We start from the raw sequence: 17,028 nt of genomic DNA on the forward strand, positions 1-17,028 counted from the left end.
CTTTTTTATTTGAGAGCAGAGACAATTGTATCTACATTATGCTTTACCATACCGATATAGTTCCCCTCAGGCGTGCCTGGCGTGCCCATTGCATCAGAGAATAACTCCCCGCCGATGACAACGTTGTGGTTTTTGGCAGAAGCCCCTTCAACTACGGCTTCAATCGAGCGCTTTGGTACTGAGGATTCTACGAAGACAGCTTTGATTTTTCGATCAACAAGGGTAGTTACCAGGTTCTGGACATCCTTTAAGCCATATTCAGAAGCTGTACTAATCCCTTGCAGGCCTACAACTTCAATATCATATGCCTTACCAAAATAAGCAAAAGCATCATGAGCGGTAACTAGGACACGTTGCTCTTTAGGAACAGTTGCAACTTGTTGTTTGGCATAATCGTGCAATTCTTGCAATTGTTTTAAATAGTTTGTCGCATTTGTGTGATACAGATCTTTATGTAGGGTATCAATTTCAGATAAGGAGTCGCGAACTTGCTCTACAGCTTTCATCCACAGGGATACGTCGAACCAAACATGTGGATCTGGCTGATCTGGTGACTCAGGATCTGCGTGTAATAATTCTTTCGGAATTTGTTTTGTCACTGCAATAACTGGCTTTTTTTTGCTCATTTGTTCGAATATATCAACCATTTTTCCTTCAAGATGAAGACCGGAATAAAAGACAATGTCGGCATTCTCAATTCGTTTGATATCCCCTTGAGATGCTTTGTATAAATGGGGGTCTACACCAGCACCCATTAATTGAGTAACCTCTACTTGATCTCCACCGACCTTTGCTACAATATCTGCGACCATACCAGTAGTGGTGGTGATTTTCCATGTTCCTTCGTGTTGTGGTTTTTGTGTATCACCGCTAGTCGCTTGTTGTCCGCAGCCTGTCAGCATAAGTGATAAGGCTAAGACGGAAGCGCTAAGGAATGAAAACCAACGCTGTTTTTTCAATAGTTGCATAGTTGTCCTCCTACAAGTTTTTTATATTTATGCCAAAAAGTTTCCTGAGGTCAACTTTATCACAAACATTTGCCCGAGTGCAACAATTTTACCATATGCTACCTTAATGAAATTGGTGCTTGATCATGTATTCATTCAGGAATAAGGATACCTAAACTCTGTTAAACTCCGTAATACTCGAATGAAAGGGAGCCAATCGAGATTTGAGACGCAAAAGCATACAGGACTTGTTTGTAAACAATAATAACTGGGTAATTTGTTCGATAGGGTAGTAGAGTGCAGGGGAGAGAAGCGGGTGCTGAAGTATCTCTTTGGCAAATAAAAAACTCGGCTATCACCGAGTCTGTATCTAATAGAAATGAAAAAGCCAATTCGTTATGATCTGGATGAAGAGCTAAGAAGTGTGTACCCAACTAAAGCTTTTTTAAAACTAGAGCCAGAGTCTTACACATATTTGGTATCATCTAGGAGCAGTCCTTTTGGCTCAAAATAACTAAAGCTGTTAGCATCTGCTGACTCCAAGCGTAAGGATGCATTTGCTAGCGGGAGAAAACCTGTTTGCATATCCAGATATTGTCCCAAGGTTGCTGAAAAGCCAATCAATTTTTCCAGCAATTGCACGTCCGCTACCAATGATGCTGTGCGGATGATGGCTGCTTGGGGATAGCCGGGGCGTGGTACAGTGGTTTTTTCGTATTGAACAAACCAAGGCAGATGTTCGTGAGTGCCAAGCATACGCATCATCATCGGTTCCCCTGAGGGAAGAGCAATTTGCTGTGTACCAGAAAAATGAATGGGGTATCCTTCTTGTTGTAAAATGGTTTCCACGTGATTCATATCATCGGTCTCTAAGACTAAGCTATAATAACCCTCGTGGTGTTTTTGAATGAAGGCTTGCAGCGCTAGACCAGATTCTGACTCTGGTACACGTGATTCATCTTCTATGTAAGCAACCTCAAGAAAACCACCGCCTGCTAACGGATAAAGACGAGTAGCAATCCCAGGGAAGGATTGGCCAGTAGCAATACAAGTATAGCCCCGCTCCTGTGTTATGATTTGGTTGATTTCATCGGGCCGGTTCGTTGCGTAAATCAATCGGTCTAACAAGAACATAAAATATCTCTCCTTCATGAACAATTCACAGTCGGCCAATAGCTTTGCACGTATTAAAAGTGGGATGCTGTTGCATTCAATGTATCACAAGTTCAATAGAAGAGGGAGCGAGAATCGAAATAGGCGCGTTTATCAATAGCCATTTCTTGCTCAAATACTACCTTTTTGCTATTATTAATCTTAGTGTATTTTTTAGCGGATACGAATGAGCAGATCATTCTATCCGTGGGAGGGAACGAAGAAATGGATCGTCTGGAAAGGCAGAAAAAAATTCGCAATTTCTCTATCATCGCCCATATTGACCATGGGAAATCTACCCTGGCAGACCGTATTCTTGAACTGACAGGAGCTTTGACTGCTCGTGAGATGGAAGCGCAGTTCCTTGATACGATGGATTTGGAAAGAGAGCGTGGCATTACGATTAAATTAAACGCTGTTCGCCTGAACTATAAAGCAGACGATGGCGAGGAGTATATTCTTCACTTGATCGACACACCAGGACACGTCGACTTCACCTATGAAGTATCACGTAGTTTGGCGGCTTGTGAAGGAGCGCTGCTAGTCGTGGATGCAGCGCAAGGTATTGAAGCACAGACTCTAGCAAACGTGTACCTGGCGCTTGATAACAATCTGGAAATCATTCCAATCATTAATAAGATTGATTTGCCAAGTGCGGAACCAGATCGTGTGAAACAAGAGGTAGAGGACGTTATCGGTCTAGATACGAGCGACGCTGTTCTTACTTCTGCAAAATCGGGAATTGGTATTAAAGATGTGCTGGAAGCTGTGGTACAAAAAGTACCGGCTCCAACAGGAGACCCTGAGGCTCCATTGCAAGCCCTAATTTTTGACTCTTATTTTGATGCGTATCGAGGTGTTATTGCTTCTGTGCGTATCGTCAATGGTACCTTGAAAAAAGGTATGAAAATTAAGATGATGGCAACCAACAAGACGTTTGAGGTTACAGAAGTAGGTACCTCTACGCCTCGCCAGACTCCAGTGGATGAATTGACGGTTGGGGATGTAGGATACGTAGCCGCTTCTATTAAGACCGTTGGGGATACTAGAGTCGGTGATACGATTACAGACGCGAGTCGTCCGGCTGCGGAAGCACTGCCTGGTTATCGTAAAATTAATTCCATGGTATTTTGTGGATTGTATCCAATTGATACCAGTGATTACAACGATCTACGTGATGCTCTTGATAAATTGCAGCTTAATGATGCTTCTTTGCAATTTGAACCAGAAACATCGCAAGCGCTTGGATTCGGTTTCCGTTGTGGTTTCCTAGGACTTTTACACATGGAAATCATTCAGGAGCGTATTGAGCGTGAATTCAATATTGATCTGATTACTACAGCGCCGAGCGTAATTTATCGCATTACACAAACCAATGGTGAGGTTATTGAAATTGATAACCCATCCAAAATGCCTGAGATACAAAAAATCGAGCTAATTGAAGAGCCATATGTAACCTCTACCGTCATGGTGCCAAAGGATTATGTTGGAGATGTTATGCAGCTCTGCCAAGGCAAGCGCGGTGATTTCCTTGATATGCAATATCTAGGCGAAAATCGTGTTCAATTGAAATATGATATGCCATTGTCTGAGATCGTATATGATTTCTTCGATATGTTGAAATCAGGCACAAAAGGATATGCTTCCTTTGATTACGAAATGGCAGGCTATAAACCATCTAAGCTAGTGAAAATGGATATTCTCCTAAATGGCGAGATTGTCGATGCCCTGTCCTTTATCGTACACACGGATACAGCTTATCCTCGTGGTAAAGTGATTTGTGAGAAGCTAAGAAAATTAATTCCTCGTCAGCAATTTGAGGTGCCAATTCAAGCAGCTATTGGTCAAAAAATCGTAGCGCGTGAAACGATAAGCGCAATGCGTAAAAATGTATTGGCAAAATGTTACGGGGGGGATATTTCCCGTAAACGGAAGCTATTAGAGAAGCAAAAAGAAGGTAAAAAGCGCATGAAAGCGGTAGGTTCCGTTGAAGTGCCACAAGAAGCATTTATGGCTGTTTTACGTATGGATGATAAGTAAGAAGTAAGTTATACCAACGGTTTGAGTGGTGTTAAGGGTGGCGCGCGGATACCTTTTAGGTGGAAGTTGCCACCCATTTGCCACCGCTTCGAAAAAATGCCGACAATTATAATTCGTGTGCAATAGAATCAAATATGTCAGCAGCGTCACGTGCCATTTTTTGTGTAAGATGAACATAACGGTCTTCAGTAATAGCTGATCGGCTATGCCCTAATCTTTTTTGGACTGTTTTAATAGGCATACCTCTTTCTATTAGCATTGTTGCATGAGTATGTCTTAATGAGTGATAATTAAATTTGATATCCAAAGCCTCACAAGCTTTTCTAGTGTGGTATTTGGCGACGGATGGAGTGATTATCTCTCCATTTTCTTTAATGCAAACAAAATCACCTAAGTCTGACTTGAGGTAAAATTCACCATACTTTATACGATTTTGTTTTTGACGTAACCTCTCCTTTCTTAAAATTTCCACTAATGCGTTGCTTATTGGGATTGTACGATAACTCGCTTTAGATTTTGGCGGACCAAGAGACCAATTTGTTTTACCTGTTTCTTGATCTTTAATACCTACTAATTGTTGATTGATCTCCATTGTTTTTTCCTCAAAATCTATTTGATCCCATTGAAGCCCACAACCTTCTCCTACCCTCACACCTGTATGTAGCCCAATTTGGAAAGCAACATGAAACGGATGTCCTTCACAAAAGTAACGGCTTAACTTTTGTAGATTCTCTTTACTTTGAATCTTTAAATCTTCCCTAGTAGGCTTTCTAGAAGTTTCAATCATCAACTCGACATATTGCATTGGGTTCTCGCTAATGTATTTGTATGGGTACACAGCTTGTTTTAAAGATTTATTTAATATTCCAGCTAAAATATTTAAGGTTTGACGAGCAAAACCCTCACGGACTTTTAAATTCATGAACTGTTGTAAAACATGTGGCGTTAATGAACGTAATTTATATTTACCTAAATTAGGTAGAATATGAATCCTTATTGCAGACTCATAATTGTACTGTGAATTAGGCTTTAATTTGAGTTCGACATATTCTTTCTGCCAAAACATTAAAAAGTCGTGAAGGGTCATATCTGACGGTTTAAACACAGTACCAACATTTTCATACTCAAGTATTTTTCTCCGCAAGACTCTTTCTGCTTCTTGTTTTGTTTGTGCCCCTTCGGCTGGATGCTCTATTTTTTTTCGTTTACCATCAATTTTTCCAGCTTCAAAGTAGTAGTACCATGCATTTCCACGTTTTCTAACTCCGCCTTTCATAGTCTCCTCCTAACATAGGAATATATGTTCTGTTTTCATGTATAATAAACTGCCTTTCGGCTGGAAAGCGCAAAAAATTATGCATTTATTCCTCGTTGTCGGGTATATGCTCAATAATTTCCTCAATGCTAACCCCAAAATAATTACAAAGTTTGTCCAACACCTCCATCGATACGTATTCATCTTTGCCCAACTTTGCAATAGTGGCACTCGATAAAAAACCTCTTAGCTCTCCCTTTTTTACTCCTCGATCAATCATTAATTTCCAAAGCTTTTTGTATGAAAACATATATCTACCAACTCCTCTTATGGTGATTATAATATATTTTGTGCATAGATGTAAAAATAAATTTGTTTTTGCAAACAAAAATATGTTGACAGGGATACTGGAACAGGTGCTATTATGTTTACGAATACAAACAAAAATTTATATGTGTAAATGAAGGTGATGACTTTGTTTTCTCCTGACCAGACTTTAGAAATGGCAAAATACAGCTATTTCAAAATCCATACAAGAGCACTTGAGCAGGGTGAAAGAAAAACTTGCCCCGTCAACTCTAAAAGTACTTGACGTGTTAAGAATGCGAGCCATGAAGGTTTTTGGGGTAGCTTATCTTAAAATTGAAACCATAATGAAGTTGACAAAGGTTAGCAGGGCGAGTGTTGAGAGAGGGATAAGAAAGCTAGAGCAGCTGGGAATTATCAAACGTATTACCACAGCTAGAAAAACGGGGCTTCAGGGCGCTAATATGTTTGTCTTTTTACCCTCAAATGACGGGGTTGAAATGAAGGGGTTAGACAAAGGGGAGAAGCCAATAGCACTAAGCTCTGAGAGCGACAAAGGCATGTCTAATACAGGTGTTTTTAATACTCCAAAAAACCAAAAAGAAAAGAACAAAGATAACGTTAATATAGCTCGGCTAGAAAAGGATTTCTCAGTTACTCCAAGCTACATTCCAGGAGATTTTGTTAAGGCAATCAAACCAGCATTCTCTTGTGGGACAGTTATCAAGCAGTTTTGGAGTAGAGTAGTGATGTTCAAGCGAGTAACAGGCTGGGAAAGAAACGAAAATGTCATGCCTGTTGCCTTAGATGCCTGGGAATACACGAAAAATGAGTATAAACGGGACCAGAAGGAATGGGGGTTAGATAGATTCCTAAGATGTTTTTACGGGACAATGAAGCGGATAGAGGAGAAGAGAACCAAAGAGCTGGTTGCTCAGTGGGCATAAAAAAACTATATACCAAATATTCCATTTGCTGTTATAATTCACCTTAATATAATAGATAGCTCCTCAAGGGTGGTCGGCTCACTCCTATTCCAAATGGAAGGGGGTGAAGCTATGACGGTATTTCAAGCATTGACACTCATGATTTCTTTTGCAACTTTGGTCGTGTTAATACTGTCTTTCCATAAAAAGAAGTAGATCACCCTTGAGTTTAGCACCTCAGTGATCTACTTCATCTGTAAATGAGCTACCCCTTTGAAGGGACAGTCTATTATATGACCGTGGGTGTTGGCAGCACCTGCGGTCTTTTTATTATACGTATTTACGTTTAGTTTAACACAGAATCGGGCTAAACTAAACTAAATTATGGCACAAAGAAAAATGGGTGTTTTTATCTTTTTTAACAAAAAAATATACGATGAGTAATATGTATAAGTAAAGATAAATCGTTCCGGGTTAATGGATGGGTTAAATCAGACAAAAAAACAATAGATCAATCCAATTAGCGCCATAATATGGAATTTAACAAATAATTATTCCAAAATTTTCATAGTTAGGTCTAGTCTAGAAAGTTAAATTTTGTTAAGATAAAGAAAAATTTAGTGAAAATAAAAAGCAAGCCAACTTGCCTAACTAGATTGGCGAATCTAGTTAGGTCTGACCACCGACCCTACTCGGTGAACAGAAGCACTTTTCGTACCCGTCAGCTTACTTGCTATCCATTGTAGCGAGTTTTCAAATTTTTGTCATTAGAAATTATTGAGTATTTGGCAAAAGTTTAGTTGATGGACGAAAGTTTTCCTTGCGGAAAAAGCTCTGTCACCAGAAAGCAAACGGTGATGGAGCTTTTTGTTTTCAGAAGGGGAGATTTTTGTGAATAGTTGTACTTTAGGTCAGTTAATTCATACCTACCGTAAGAAATGTGGAAAATCTATAGCTGATATAAAAAATGAAACGAACATATCAGAGAAAGTTCTACGCAGATTAGAAAATGACCTGACAAATCACCCAAAACTAGAAACGATTGAAAAAGTTGCAGAATCATTAGTTATTCCATATACGGAGATTGCTGAAAAGGTTGTGCCGATACAAAGAAACCAAGAATGTGTAAGAGAGATATTAATTCGAGTTTTACCTGAAGCATCTAAAAAGCTTTTGACTGAAGTTGTCCACCAATATGTGACGTTAAGTAATGATATACGAGAGGGATTGATTGAGGTCTTAAATATTGCTAAGACAGCCAAAAATATTGATAGCGCTGAAAAGCTATATTCTGTTTTGGGAAAACATGCGATGAATTACCAAGAAAATGACATTATGGCAATTGCTATGTTTGAGGAATATCTCATTGCACGTGATAAAGAATTATCAAATAGTTATTATCTAGGAAAGCGATTATTTGAAGTTGCTCATTTTTTGCCAGAGGAAAATCGTGTAGTAGCGTACTATAAAGTAGGAGTCCATGCTCGTATTATTAAGAAGTACCATGAGAGTAATGAATACTTAAAAAATATTATTGATAATCCTAGATCAAAAAATAAGCAGTTCCAAGAGAAAGCCTATCATGCTTACTACAATAACTTAATAACGCTAGAAAAGCTTGATGAAGCTGAGTTTTACTTGGAAGAGTACGGTAAGTTATTTAATAGATATAATAGTGCGTATTACAAGATTGATAAAGCTATTATTTATGCCAAAAGGAACCAAATTACTCTCGCAATAAGTCTACTTGAAAAATACCTAGAGGATTATGAGAATCACCATAATACAATTTTTGTGATCTGCGAATTAATGCAACTATACATCAAAACCAATAAAATATACGATGCCCGAGAGTTATATCGTTTTGAAGCTACATTTGATAAGATTTTAGAGAGAAACAATCTTAGGGGACCTTTTAACGAGCTTTACTATGGGTTATACTTACGTATTAAGGGGCGCGTGGAATTTTTACTTGGCGACATAAAGGAATCTGTCAAGCTTCTTTTAGAAAGCATGAAGACATTTGCAGAACTAGGACTAAAACAGGAGTTTTTAGAGAGTATGAAATTAATATACGGTTTTAATACTTCGCAATTGATAGGTCTGCAAGCCCCGGGAAAAGCAATCATGGATGTTAATATACAGCTAAGAATTTCAGAATTATTACACGTAATTACAAGCACAGAAGAAAAGGAGTATTTGAGATGAAGAAAAAATTAGTAGCTTTTTCACTTGCTTTAGTAACTTTAGTGGGAATTTCATCGGTAGTTGGTGCAGAGAAGTCTATCCAAAACGTGCATAGTAAACCATCGGCAATTCAATATATAACTGAGCCTGAGTGGTAAAAACTGAAATCTTTGTTAGTGAAACCCCTTGAAAAAGGGGTTTTTTTATGTCGAATTTCCATATAATTTGTCGAAAGCACAAAAACGTGTCCCTCATAATATAATGGTTTCAGGAATAACGTGTAAAAGAGAAAGGCTTTTTTAGAGGGGGAAAAGCAATTGAATTCAGACAGCAATGCCAAGATCGAGTTTGTTATTTGGGAGATAGCAAAACTGTTAAAGCAATCAGAAACTTGCGATGAGTCGAAAGAAAAAATAGAAAAAATAAAAGCCCTTCTCCATAACTAATTAGAAGAGGGCCTTATGATCTTAATTAAAGCATCCACGATATCCGGTCTATTTTTTATTTCTTCTAAAAGTTGTTTTTGACTGGTAGTTAAGGCAGTATCGTTGTGGAAGTCGTAATTGTTTGGTTGCCTATTATCTGTTCGTCCTAAGATATAGTCAGTAGAGCAATGATAGAAATCCGCAAGCAACTGGAGCGTATCAACATCTGGTTTTGATCTACCGATTTCGTAATGCCCAAGTCTGGCCCTTGATATACCTATTTTATCAGCTACTTCTTCTTGGGTCAGAGAGCCTCTAAGTTCTATCAACCTTTTACCGATCATAATGATCACCCTTTTTTTACCCATTTGTGTATCATTATAGATACTTCTTGTATCGTTTTCTAGCATATTTCATAAATACGATTGACGTTTTTTGGTTTTAGGTGTATCTTGTGTATTAAGAATGATACGTACGGTATCAAAAAAGGAGGTGCATGATGAGACGAATTGCATTAAAAGCAGCAAGGTTAGAGAAAAATAAGTTACAAAGGATTGCCGCAAAAGAGATAGGAATTTCTACTGTGTTTCTTGTAAAGTTGGAATCTGGAAAGCGTAAACCAGGTAGAGATACATTGATACGTATATCAAATTACTATCAAAAACCTGCTGAAGAGCTATTCCCCGATCTTTTTTGTGCCTTCAATGATACGTAGAGTATCAAAAAAGAAGAGGGCGAAATCAAATGAACCAATTGGTTTTCATTCAGTTCTTTCTTAGGGTAGTTAACAGCCTATGAAATCTGAACTACCAATACAAAGGAGATGGTAATTTGAAAATCAACCGCATTGTCCGTCGTGGTCACTGGCACTTGGTTGTTATTGGAAAGGCAAGCGACATCCAGAAGTATGCACAGAAGAACATGGAGACTTTGAGGGAGATTGGAAAAATGAACGCTGCTAAAGATTTTAATTGTGCCTGGAGGGGAGAAGCCTAATGGCAACGATTCAAGATGTTATCCGCGCAATGAAAGGTAATTGCGCTGAACGACGCATCCCCGTTGCAAGACTGGAACTCAATTATGAATTGGCCACTTTATCAGATGCATTGAAAAGTGGAGATCAAGAACAAATTCAACAGTCTAATGCAAGGCTTCGAGAATTAAGAAGAGAGCTGCTTCTATTGGAAGCATGAAGGGTGAATAAGGGGGAGGTTAGTTAAATGAACCGTCTACATCCAGTAACAGAAGTTGCAGAAATACTCGGCGTAAACACCAACTTTGTCTACGAATTAATAAAACATGGGCACCTACAAGCACTGAAGTTAGGTAGATTGAAAGTATCAACGTCTGAATTGCATAGTTTTATGGAACGTAATGCCGGGAAAGACTTTTCAGATTTGAAAAATATTAAAGACATAGAGAAAGTGGTGACATCATAAAAAAGACCCTGCGTAGCACCGCAGAGCCTTCACTAAGTTCACTAATACACCCAGCCCTATAGTACCTTTTTCGGGTTGGAATTTCAAGTCGGATTAGTAGGAAACCAGAAATTCAAATATTTCTATAGGGGGACAAGCTTTTGACAATTGATCATCGTTTGAAAGCTCTCGAAGCGGAAATAGATCGCATAGCAACCGAACAGAGACAAACAAGGGAAGAGATTAAACAACTTGTAGTTAGCCTGGGAGCGAAATACTCAAAGCTTAGAAAGTTATTAACGTATGATGCTGAGTTGACAAACTTCATTCAGTTAAGACGCGCAGCTATTACCAAACTGAAGATAGATAAAGCTAACATTCACTAAGTGTGTTTGAAAATATAGAAGTGGGATAAACCAATCAAAAATTAGGAGGACTTACCTTATGAAATCAACAGGAATCGTTAGAAAAATTGATGAGTTAGGAAGAATCGTTTTACCGAAGGAAATACGGAATGCGCGGGGTTTAGCGCATGGTACTCCTATGGAATTGTTTGTTGACGAGGATTTAATCATTTTGCGAAAGTACGAGCCTGGTTGCATCCTATGTGGAAGCGTTAAGAATCTAAAGATACACAAGAGTGGGAAAAAGATTTGTAAGAAATGCCTATAAACCATGGAGGTGTTTTGACTATGGGAAAATTCTCTCAAATGGGATTAGAAGACAAGGGTGCAGAGGTTTTTGATTATTGTGAGAATTGTGAGGTGGAAATATACGAAGATCAAAGCGCATGGATGGCTGGAAATGAATTGTTTTGTAGTAAGGGGTGCCTAGAGAAAGGCTTGAAAATTAAACATGTGAAAGTTAAAGACAAGCGTAAGTAGTCGAAACCAGGAGTTCTCTCCTGGTCGCAGGGAGCTGACCTACCCTGCCTGATGAGACAGGTCTATGTATAAATCAAAAACGAGGTCACAACGGGAGCAGTCATTGGAGCTGTAACAGCTACGTAGAGGTTGGGACGTAGCAGGCCTCGTGACTAATAGAAAGGGGTGAGATTTTGGATCTAACAAAAAAATGTTGGAAGAGGAATTAGAATCGTTAGACGAAGATTCATTGCTATATCATTTCGGTTGTTCATGCACGAAATATTTAGAAGACCAAGTAGGTTTCCGTTATCTGGAAAAAGTGAAAGGTGTAATTCTTCAAAGACTTGCAAATAAAAATGGCCCGTCTGCCAACGGGCCAGTAGAAAACACTTATCAGCCCTAGTCTACTACGACCGCATTAGGGGCACAAGAGGGAGGTTTCATCGATGAATCTCTTTTGGAAGATTTTCAAGCTGGATGGGGAGGGTGCGGAACTACGAATTGAAAACGCACCTAACGAAATATGCCGGCTCATTGTCAAAAAGATGGTAACTTTACTGCCTGATAAAGAAGCTGTAAAACCTTCTAGAGTCGATAGGATTCTTTCAGGCATACCTGCTTATAAATATTCGCCAGTTGTGGAGAACACACCACATGAGGAGAAGCAGGGTAACTCTAAAGTAGCAATAGTAAAATCTCGACCGAGACAGCTTCCTTTTGTCAACGGATCAAACTCTTTAAGTCAAAATGTAGGCGAGAAGATCAAAGAGGCTGTACAGAAACAATACCCAAATGGATCAGGTATCAGAGAGGTAGACGGGCTCTCACTATACCAAACCGGATATAGTTGTCCGGCATGCAAACATAGCGGTATTCGCTATATGCAGGAGTCCTCGAATTTTTGCAAATGCCACGAATGCAAAACAGAGATAAGAATGCATCACGCTACACCAGAGGGCTTCCCGTTCAGAGATGAAAAAGGAAATTACTTCATTGCAGAAGCACCGTGGAATTAATTTCACGAAAAATAAGGAGGATTTATATATGAACTTCACTGTCACGATCAGCGCACCAGAATTGGCAAACGCCATTCAGTCATTAGCTCAAGCTATTACGAACAACCCGCACATCTCTGCTGCTGAATCAATCCCCGCTACTCTTGTGCCTTCGGTAGCGCCACCTGTAGGAGTACCAGTTCAACAACCGTTGCAAGGTGTCCAACAACAATATGTTCCACCAACTCCTACAAGCTATCAGCAGCCGCAACAACAGACACAACCCGTGCAGCAAACTTTCAATCCTGCACCTGGAGCATCAGTCCCGACAACAACCCAAACTTATACTATGGATCAACTAGCAGTAGCGGCTACTCAGCTAAACGATGCAGGACGTAGGGCAGAACTTGTATCCTTGTTATCCTCATTCGGTATTCAAGCATTGACTGCACTGCCTCAAGAACAGTATGGAGCTTTTGCAACCAAACTAAGAGAAATGGGAGCAAAAATATGAGTATAGCTCATTCCGAGCGTGAGCATGCCCTATTATCAGCTAGTGCTTCTCATCGGTGGCTCCATTGTACGCCTAGCTCACGATTGGAAGAAACGTTGCCGGATACAGAGTCTCAGGCGGCAAAAGAGGGAACTCTTGCCCACGAGATTGCGGAACTTAAACTGCGTAAGCAATTTATTGAGCCGATGGGTACTCGATCGTTTAATAGCAAGTTGAAAAAGATGCAAGCTAAACCTCTGTATGACAGCGAGATGCTGAAACACACAGACACCTATAAGGATTATCTGTCTGAACTTGTTCACAGCTACAAATGCGCTCCTTACATTGCAGTCGAAAAGAAAATCGATTACAGCTCGTTTGCCCCTGAAGGTTTTGGGACAGTAGATTGTCTCATGATTATAGGAGAGACAATGTATATCAGTGATTTCAAGTACGGGAAAGGTGTGCCAGTTTCTGCTTACGATAATCCCCAATTGAAGCTGTATGCATTGGGGGCTTACGTTGAGTATAGCTTTCTCTATCCAATTAAGAACATTCAACTAGCTATTGTTCAGCCACGACTTAATAACATTTCGGAATACACTCTGTCCGCTGAGGAGCTGCTGGCTTGGGGAGAAAGTATCAAACCCATAGCACAGACCGCTTTTGCAGGTAAAGGGGAGTTTATTCCGGGGGAGCATTGCCGGTTTTGTCGGGCAAAAGCTCTTTGCAGGGCACAGCTGGAACAATATACAGCTCTTGAAGATTTTAAACAGATGAAACCGCCTCTCATCTCAAATGAGGAAGTGGGGCAGATCCTAAAGACAGGAAAGAATCTCGCGGCTTGGGTGAAAGCCCTCGAAGAATACGCCCTTTCGGAAAGTTTGAAAGGTACAGAGATTCTTGGTTGGAAAGCGGTAGAGGGACGTGGATCACGGCAGTTTATTGACCAAGATGTTGCTTTCAAAGCGCTAACAGAAGGTGGCATTGAGGAGGTCATGCTGTACGAACGAAAACCGTTAACTGTACCTGCTGTTGAAAAGTTACTGGGTAAGGCCAAATACAAAGAATTGCTAGCTAATCACGTTATTGTTAATCCTGGCAAACCCACTCTTGTAGAGTTTTCCGATAGCCGCGAAGCGATATCACGACCAAGTGCATCAGATGATTTCAAAACCAAGGAGGAACTATCGAATGAATAATCAAGATCCGCAACGAGTTATAACCGACAAAGTAAGATTGAGTTTTGTTCATCTTTTTACTCCTAGAGCGAATCCTCATTCTCCTAACTCTGAACCTAAGTATAGTTGCACCGTTCTGATTCCGAAGTCCGATTTTGCTACGAAACAGCGTATTGATTCAGCTATTAATGCGGCCATTCAAGAGGCTGTCGGATCAAAATGGAGCGGTGTACGTCCACCTTTCATCCCTTTACCGATTCACGATGGAGACGGAGTGCGTCCAAGCGACGGTATGCCGTTTGGTGAAGAGTGCAGGGGGCACTGGGTGCTTACTGCATCATCTAAGGCAGATCGAAAACCAGATGTCGTTGATATTAATTTAAATCCAATTATTAATCAGTCGGAGATATATTCAGGAGTTTATGCTCGTGTATCGTTAAGGTTTTTTGGTTATGTGAACGCTGGAAAAAAAGGTATTGGTTGCGGGCTTGGTAACGTTCAGAAGTTGGAAGACGGGCAGCCATTGAGTGGAAGTGTTTCAGCTGCTTCCGACTTTGGAACGCCTGCCGGATATACTCCTGCACCTCAACAATCGTTCCAGCAAGCACCTTCTTTCCCACAACAAGGCTATATGCCCCCTATGCAAAATCCACAGGCTAGCCCACAGCAACAAATGTATCCACCACAGCAACAGGGGTATGCACAGCAGCCGTATGGTGGCGCACCTGTACAACCACCACAGCAGCAAGGCTACGCACAGCAACCGTTTGGCGGAGCGCCTACGCCTACACAAGCTCCACAGCAACAAATGCAAGTTGACCCCATTACAGGGGCTCCCTTAGGTGGAGGAATCATGGGGCTGTGAGGCATTTATCCATAGATATTGAGACTTTTTCTAGCGTAGACATTAAGAAGAGCGGACTGTACAAATACGTACAGTCCGTTGACTTCCAAATACTTTTATTCGCTTATTCTTTTGATGGTGGACCGGTGCAGATTATTGATCTGGCACGGGGAGAGGCTTTACCAGCTGAGGTAATGTTCGCTCTACACGACCCTAATACTATCAAACGCGCATATAACGCAGCATTTGAATGGTATTGCCTAAATAAATTTTTCTATTCTCCTCTTGAGCAGTGGAGATGTACCCAGGTCCATGGATTGTACTGCGGATACACAGTAGGCCTAGCGGAAACGGCTGTGGCTCTCGGGCTACCAGATGATAAACGAAAAATGGGCGTGGGTAAATCACTAATTAAGCTATTTTGCACGCCATGTAAACCGACCGCAAAGAACGGACACCGGACAAGAACTCTACCATACCACGAACCGGAAAAATGGCAATTATTCAAGGAGTACTGCAAGCAGGACGTTGTTACCGAGATGGAGGTAGAAAGACGATTATCGTCGTTTCCGGTACCCGAGCAAGAACAAAGCTTATGGGTGATAGATCAGATGATTAACGCTTATGGAGTAGCTGTAGATCAACAATTAATAGAGGGTGCGCTGTACTGTGACGATCTTGTCAGCAATGAGTTGATGTCAGAGGCGGGTCAGCTAACCGGGTTGGATAATCCGAAGAGTGTCAAACAGCTGTCGAAATGGTTGACGGATGAGACTGGAAATGAAATTGACAACCTACGGAAAGATACTGTCGGAGAGATGATCGAGAGTATGGACGAATGCGACGCCCGACGTGTGCTGGAGATTAGAAGAGAGCTCTCGAAAACAAGTGTAAAGAAATACACTGCAATGCGTGAAGCCGTATGTCAGGACGGACGAATTAGAGGACTCCTTCAATTTTATGGAGCTAATCGATCAGGGCGCTGGGCGGGGAGACTCGTGCAGGTACAGAACCTCCCAAGAAATTATCTGGAAACGTTAACTCTTGCTAGGGATTGCGTGAAAGCAAAAAAGGTAGATGCTTTAAAACTCATCTATGGGAATGTACCTGATACCCTATCACAGCTAATTAGAACTGCGTTTGTTCCTTCTCCCGGAAATGTGTTTCTTGTTTCTGACTTTGCTGCTATCGAGGCTCGGGTTATTGCTTGGCTTGCTGGAGAATTGTGGCGCCTAGAAGTTTTCGCTACCCACGGGAAAATCTATGAAGCGTCTGCCTCTCAAATGTTTGGCGTGCCTATTGAATTAATTAAAAAAGGCAACCCTGAGTACGAATTGCGCCAAAAAGGGAAAGTGGCAGAACTCGCATTGGGTTATCAGGGTTCAACAGGAGCTCTTATTTCAATGGGGGCTTTGACTATGGGATTAAGTGAAGCCGAGCTTCCTGATATCGTTCGTCGTTGGAGAGGTTCCAACAAAAGAATCGTTGATCTTTGGTACGGTCTTGAGAATGCCGCTCTTACTGTAATGCGAACTGGTCAACCGGTAGGCTTTAAAGGGCTGTTAGTGGCTTGTGAGGGTGACTATAGCAATCAGCAAGATTTTCTAACGATTATGTTGCCAAGTGGTCGCAAGCTATTCTATGTCAAACCTCACCTACGTTGGAATGAGAAAGGGCGAGAAGCTATCCACTATTACGGAATGAACCAAGACAAGAAGAAATGGACGATAATCTCCACTTATGGAGGCAAGCTGGTGGAGAATGTAGTCCAAGCTATTGCCCGTGACTGTCTTGCTGAAACACTTAAACGGCTTAGTGTAGCTGGTTACCAGACTGTAATGCATATCCATGATGAGGTTGTATTAGATGTACCAGCTTTGCAAGCAAACTTAGAAGAGGTAACGGAATTAATGGGACAGCCCATAGCATGGGCTCCTGGTTTGCCTTTAATGGCCGATGGATTTGTAACGGAATTTTACAAGAAAGATTAAAG

General features: G+C 40.8%; 23 protein-coding genes. 18 read left to right on the forward strand and 5 right to left on the reverse strand.

Features of this window, described 5'->3' with window-relative positions; translation table 11 throughout:
- Positions 1 to 5: 5 nt before the first annotated feature.
- Both GOP56_RS22755 and GOP56_RS22760 read right to left on the reverse strand, forming a co-directional pair.
- Entirely contained in the window at positions 6 to 968 is a 963-nt protein-coding gene (locus tag GOP56_RS22755) for a metal ABC transporter solute-binding protein, Zn/Mn family (protein WP_003343072.1), read from the reverse strand.
- 444 nt (positions 969 to 1,412) lie between these two features.
- Positions 1,413 to 2,081, reverse strand: coding sequence for a VOC family protein (locus tag GOP56_RS22760; RefSeq protein ID WP_163246707.1), 669 nt, complete (start codon positions 2,079 to 2,081; stop codon positions 1,413 to 1,415).
- A gap of 243 nt (positions 2,082 to 2,324) precedes the next feature.
- Between GOP56_RS22760 and lepA the strand changes: the two genes are divergently transcribed.
- Positions 2,325 to 4,139 carry a translation elongation factor 4 gene (gene lepA, locus GOP56_RS22765; protein WP_022585879.1) on the forward strand — a complete coding sequence of 605 codons (1,815 nt, stop codon included), beginning with the start codon at positions 2,325 to 2,327 and terminating at the stop codon, positions 4,137 to 4,139.
- A gap of 106 nt (positions 4,140 to 4,245) precedes the next feature.
- Here lepA and GOP56_RS22770 read toward each other — a convergent pair whose 3' ends face one another.
- Both GOP56_RS22770 and GOP56_RS22775 read right to left on the reverse strand, forming a co-directional pair.
- The gene (locus tag GOP56_RS22770; protein ID WP_163246708.1) at positions 4,246 to 5,415 is read right to left on the reverse strand and encodes a tyrosine-type recombinase/integrase; all 1,170 of its coding nucleotides are present in this window, start codon (positions 5,413 to 5,415) and stop codon (positions 4,246 to 4,248) included.
- An 85-nt stretch (positions 5,416 to 5,500) separates the two neighbouring features.
- A complete protein-coding gene (locus GOP56_RS22775) occupies positions 5,501 to 5,704 on the reverse strand; it encodes a helix-turn-helix domain-containing protein (protein WP_022585881.1) in 204 nt (67 codons plus the stop codon).
- A gap of 241 nt (positions 5,705 to 5,945) precedes the next feature.
- On the opposite strand from GOP56_RS22775, the gene GOP56_RS22780 reads away from it, so the two are divergent.
- The 5 genes from GOP56_RS22780 to GOP56_RS24230 all read left to right on the forward strand — a co-directional run bounded on the left by GOP56_RS22780 (position 5,946) and on the right by GOP56_RS24230 (position 9,259).
- Positions 5,946 to 6,647, forward strand: coding sequence for a helix-turn-helix domain-containing protein (locus GOP56_RS22780; protein ID WP_163246709.1), 702 nt, complete (start codon positions 5,946 to 5,948; stop codon positions 6,645 to 6,647).
- 138 nt (positions 6,648 to 6,785) lie between these two features.
- Positions 6,786 to 6,842 carry a hypothetical protein gene (locus GOP56_RS24135; RefSeq protein WP_233882814.1) on the forward strand — a complete coding sequence of 19 codons (57 nt, stop codon included), beginning with the start codon at positions 6,786 to 6,788 and terminating at the stop codon, positions 6,840 to 6,842.
- Positions 6,843 to 7,517: 675 nt separating this feature from the next.
- Positions 7,518 to 8,834: a helix-turn-helix domain-containing protein gene (locus tag GOP56_RS22785; protein ID WP_163246710.1), complete on the forward strand. Its 1,317-nt coding sequence runs from the start codon at positions 7,518 to 7,520 to the stop codon at positions 8,832 to 8,834.
- Positions 8,831 to 8,971 carry a hypothetical protein gene (locus GOP56_RS22790; RefSeq protein WP_158642122.1) on the forward strand — a complete coding sequence of 47 codons (141 nt, stop codon included), beginning with the start codon at positions 8,831 to 8,833 and terminating at the stop codon, positions 8,969 to 8,971. The genes GOP56_RS22785 and GOP56_RS22790 overlap by 4 nt, the downstream gene beginning before the upstream one ends.
- 159 nt (positions 8,972 to 9,130) lie before the next feature.
- Positions 9,131 to 9,259, forward strand: coding sequence for a hypothetical protein (locus GOP56_RS24230; RefSeq protein WP_256379999.1), 129 nt, complete (start codon positions 9,131 to 9,133; stop codon positions 9,257 to 9,259).
- On the opposite strand, the gene GOP56_RS22795 is transcribed toward GOP56_RS24230, so the two are convergent.
- The gene (locus tag GOP56_RS22795; RefSeq protein WP_101667729.1) at positions 9,256 to 9,582 is read right to left on the reverse strand and encodes a helix-turn-helix domain-containing protein; all 327 of its coding nucleotides are present in this window, start codon (positions 9,580 to 9,582) and stop codon (positions 9,256 to 9,258) included. The genes GOP56_RS24230 and GOP56_RS22795 overlap by 4 nt on opposite strands.
- A 152-nt stretch (positions 9,583 to 9,734) precedes the next feature.
- Here GOP56_RS22795 and GOP56_RS22800 point away from each other — a divergent pair, with 152 nt between their 5' ends.
- The 12 genes from GOP56_RS22800 to GOP56_RS22855 all read left to right on the forward strand — a co-directional run bounded on the left by GOP56_RS22800 (position 9,735) and on the right by GOP56_RS22855 (position 17,026).
- Positions 9,735 to 9,953, forward strand: coding sequence for a helix-turn-helix transcriptional regulator (locus GOP56_RS22800; protein WP_152976918.1), 219 nt, complete (start codon positions 9,735 to 9,737; stop codon positions 9,951 to 9,953).
- 116 nt (positions 9,954 to 10,069) lie between these two features.
- Complete coding sequence (locus GOP56_RS22805) at positions 10,070 to 10,234, forward strand: hypothetical protein (protein ID WP_158642123.1); 165 nt, start codon at positions 10,070 to 10,072, stop codon at positions 10,232 to 10,234.
- Positions 10,234 to 10,431: a hypothetical protein gene (locus GOP56_RS22810; protein WP_233882684.1), complete on the forward strand. Its 198-nt coding sequence runs from the start codon at positions 10,234 to 10,236 to the stop codon at positions 10,429 to 10,431. Before GOP56_RS22805 ends, GOP56_RS22810 begins: the two co-directional genes overlap by 1 nt.
- Before the next feature lie 27 nt (positions 10,432 to 10,458).
- Positions 10,459 to 10,677, forward strand: a complete 219-nt coding sequence (locus GOP56_RS22815; protein ID WP_163246711.1) for a helix-turn-helix domain-containing protein — start codon at positions 10,459 to 10,461, stop codon at positions 10,675 to 10,677.
- A gap of 140 nt (positions 10,678 to 10,817) precedes the next feature.
- The gene (locus GOP56_RS22820) at positions 10,818 to 11,042 is read left to right on the forward strand and encodes a hypothetical protein (RefSeq protein ID WP_163246712.1); all 225 of its coding nucleotides are present in this window, start codon (positions 10,818 to 10,820) and stop codon (positions 11,040 to 11,042) included.
- A 58-nt stretch (positions 11,043 to 11,100) separates the two neighbouring features.
- Positions 11,101 to 11,328: an AbrB/MazE/SpoVT family DNA-binding domain-containing protein gene (locus tag GOP56_RS22825; RefSeq protein WP_163246713.1), complete on the forward strand. Its 228-nt coding sequence runs from the start codon at positions 11,101 to 11,103 to the stop codon at positions 11,326 to 11,328.
- A gap of 20 nt (positions 11,329 to 11,348) precedes the next feature.
- Entirely contained in the window at positions 11,349 to 11,540 is a 192-nt protein-coding gene (locus GOP56_RS22830; RefSeq protein WP_163246714.1) for a hypothetical protein, read from the forward strand.
- Positions 11,541 to 11,968: 428 nt separating this feature from the next.
- Positions 11,969 to 12,538 (forward strand): hypothetical protein, encoded by a 570-nt coding sequence (locus GOP56_RS22835; protein ID WP_163246715.1) that lies wholly within the window; start codon positions 11,969 to 11,971, stop codon positions 12,536 to 12,538.
- A 28-nt stretch (positions 12,539 to 12,566) separates the two neighbouring features.
- Positions 12,567 to 13,031: a hypothetical protein gene (locus GOP56_RS22840; protein WP_163246716.1), complete on the forward strand. Its 465-nt coding sequence runs from the start codon at positions 12,567 to 12,569 to the stop codon at positions 13,029 to 13,031.
- A complete protein-coding gene (locus GOP56_RS22845; RefSeq protein ID WP_163246717.1) occupies positions 13,028 to 14,212 on the forward strand; it encodes a DUF2800 domain-containing protein in 1,185 nt (394 codons plus the stop codon). The genes GOP56_RS22840 and GOP56_RS22845 overlap by 4 nt, the downstream gene beginning before the upstream one ends.
- Positions 14,205 to 15,056 carry a DUF2815 family protein gene (locus GOP56_RS22850; protein WP_163246718.1) on the forward strand — a complete coding sequence of 284 codons (852 nt, stop codon included), beginning with the start codon at positions 14,205 to 14,207 and terminating at the stop codon, positions 15,054 to 15,056. Before GOP56_RS22845 ends, GOP56_RS22850 begins: the two co-directional genes overlap by 8 nt.
- A complete protein-coding gene (locus GOP56_RS22855) occupies positions 15,053 to 17,026 on the forward strand; it encodes a DNA polymerase (protein ID WP_163246719.1) in 1,974 nt (657 codons plus the stop codon). Before GOP56_RS22850 ends, GOP56_RS22855 begins: the two co-directional genes overlap by 4 nt.
- The last annotated feature ends 2 nt before the right edge of the window (positions 17,027 to 17,028 follow it).

The organism is Brevibacillus sp. 7WMA2 (assembly GCF_010748895.1).
GTDB lineage: Bacteria > Bacillota > Bacilli > Brevibacillales > Brevibacillaceae > Brevibacillus_B > Brevibacillus_B halotolerans.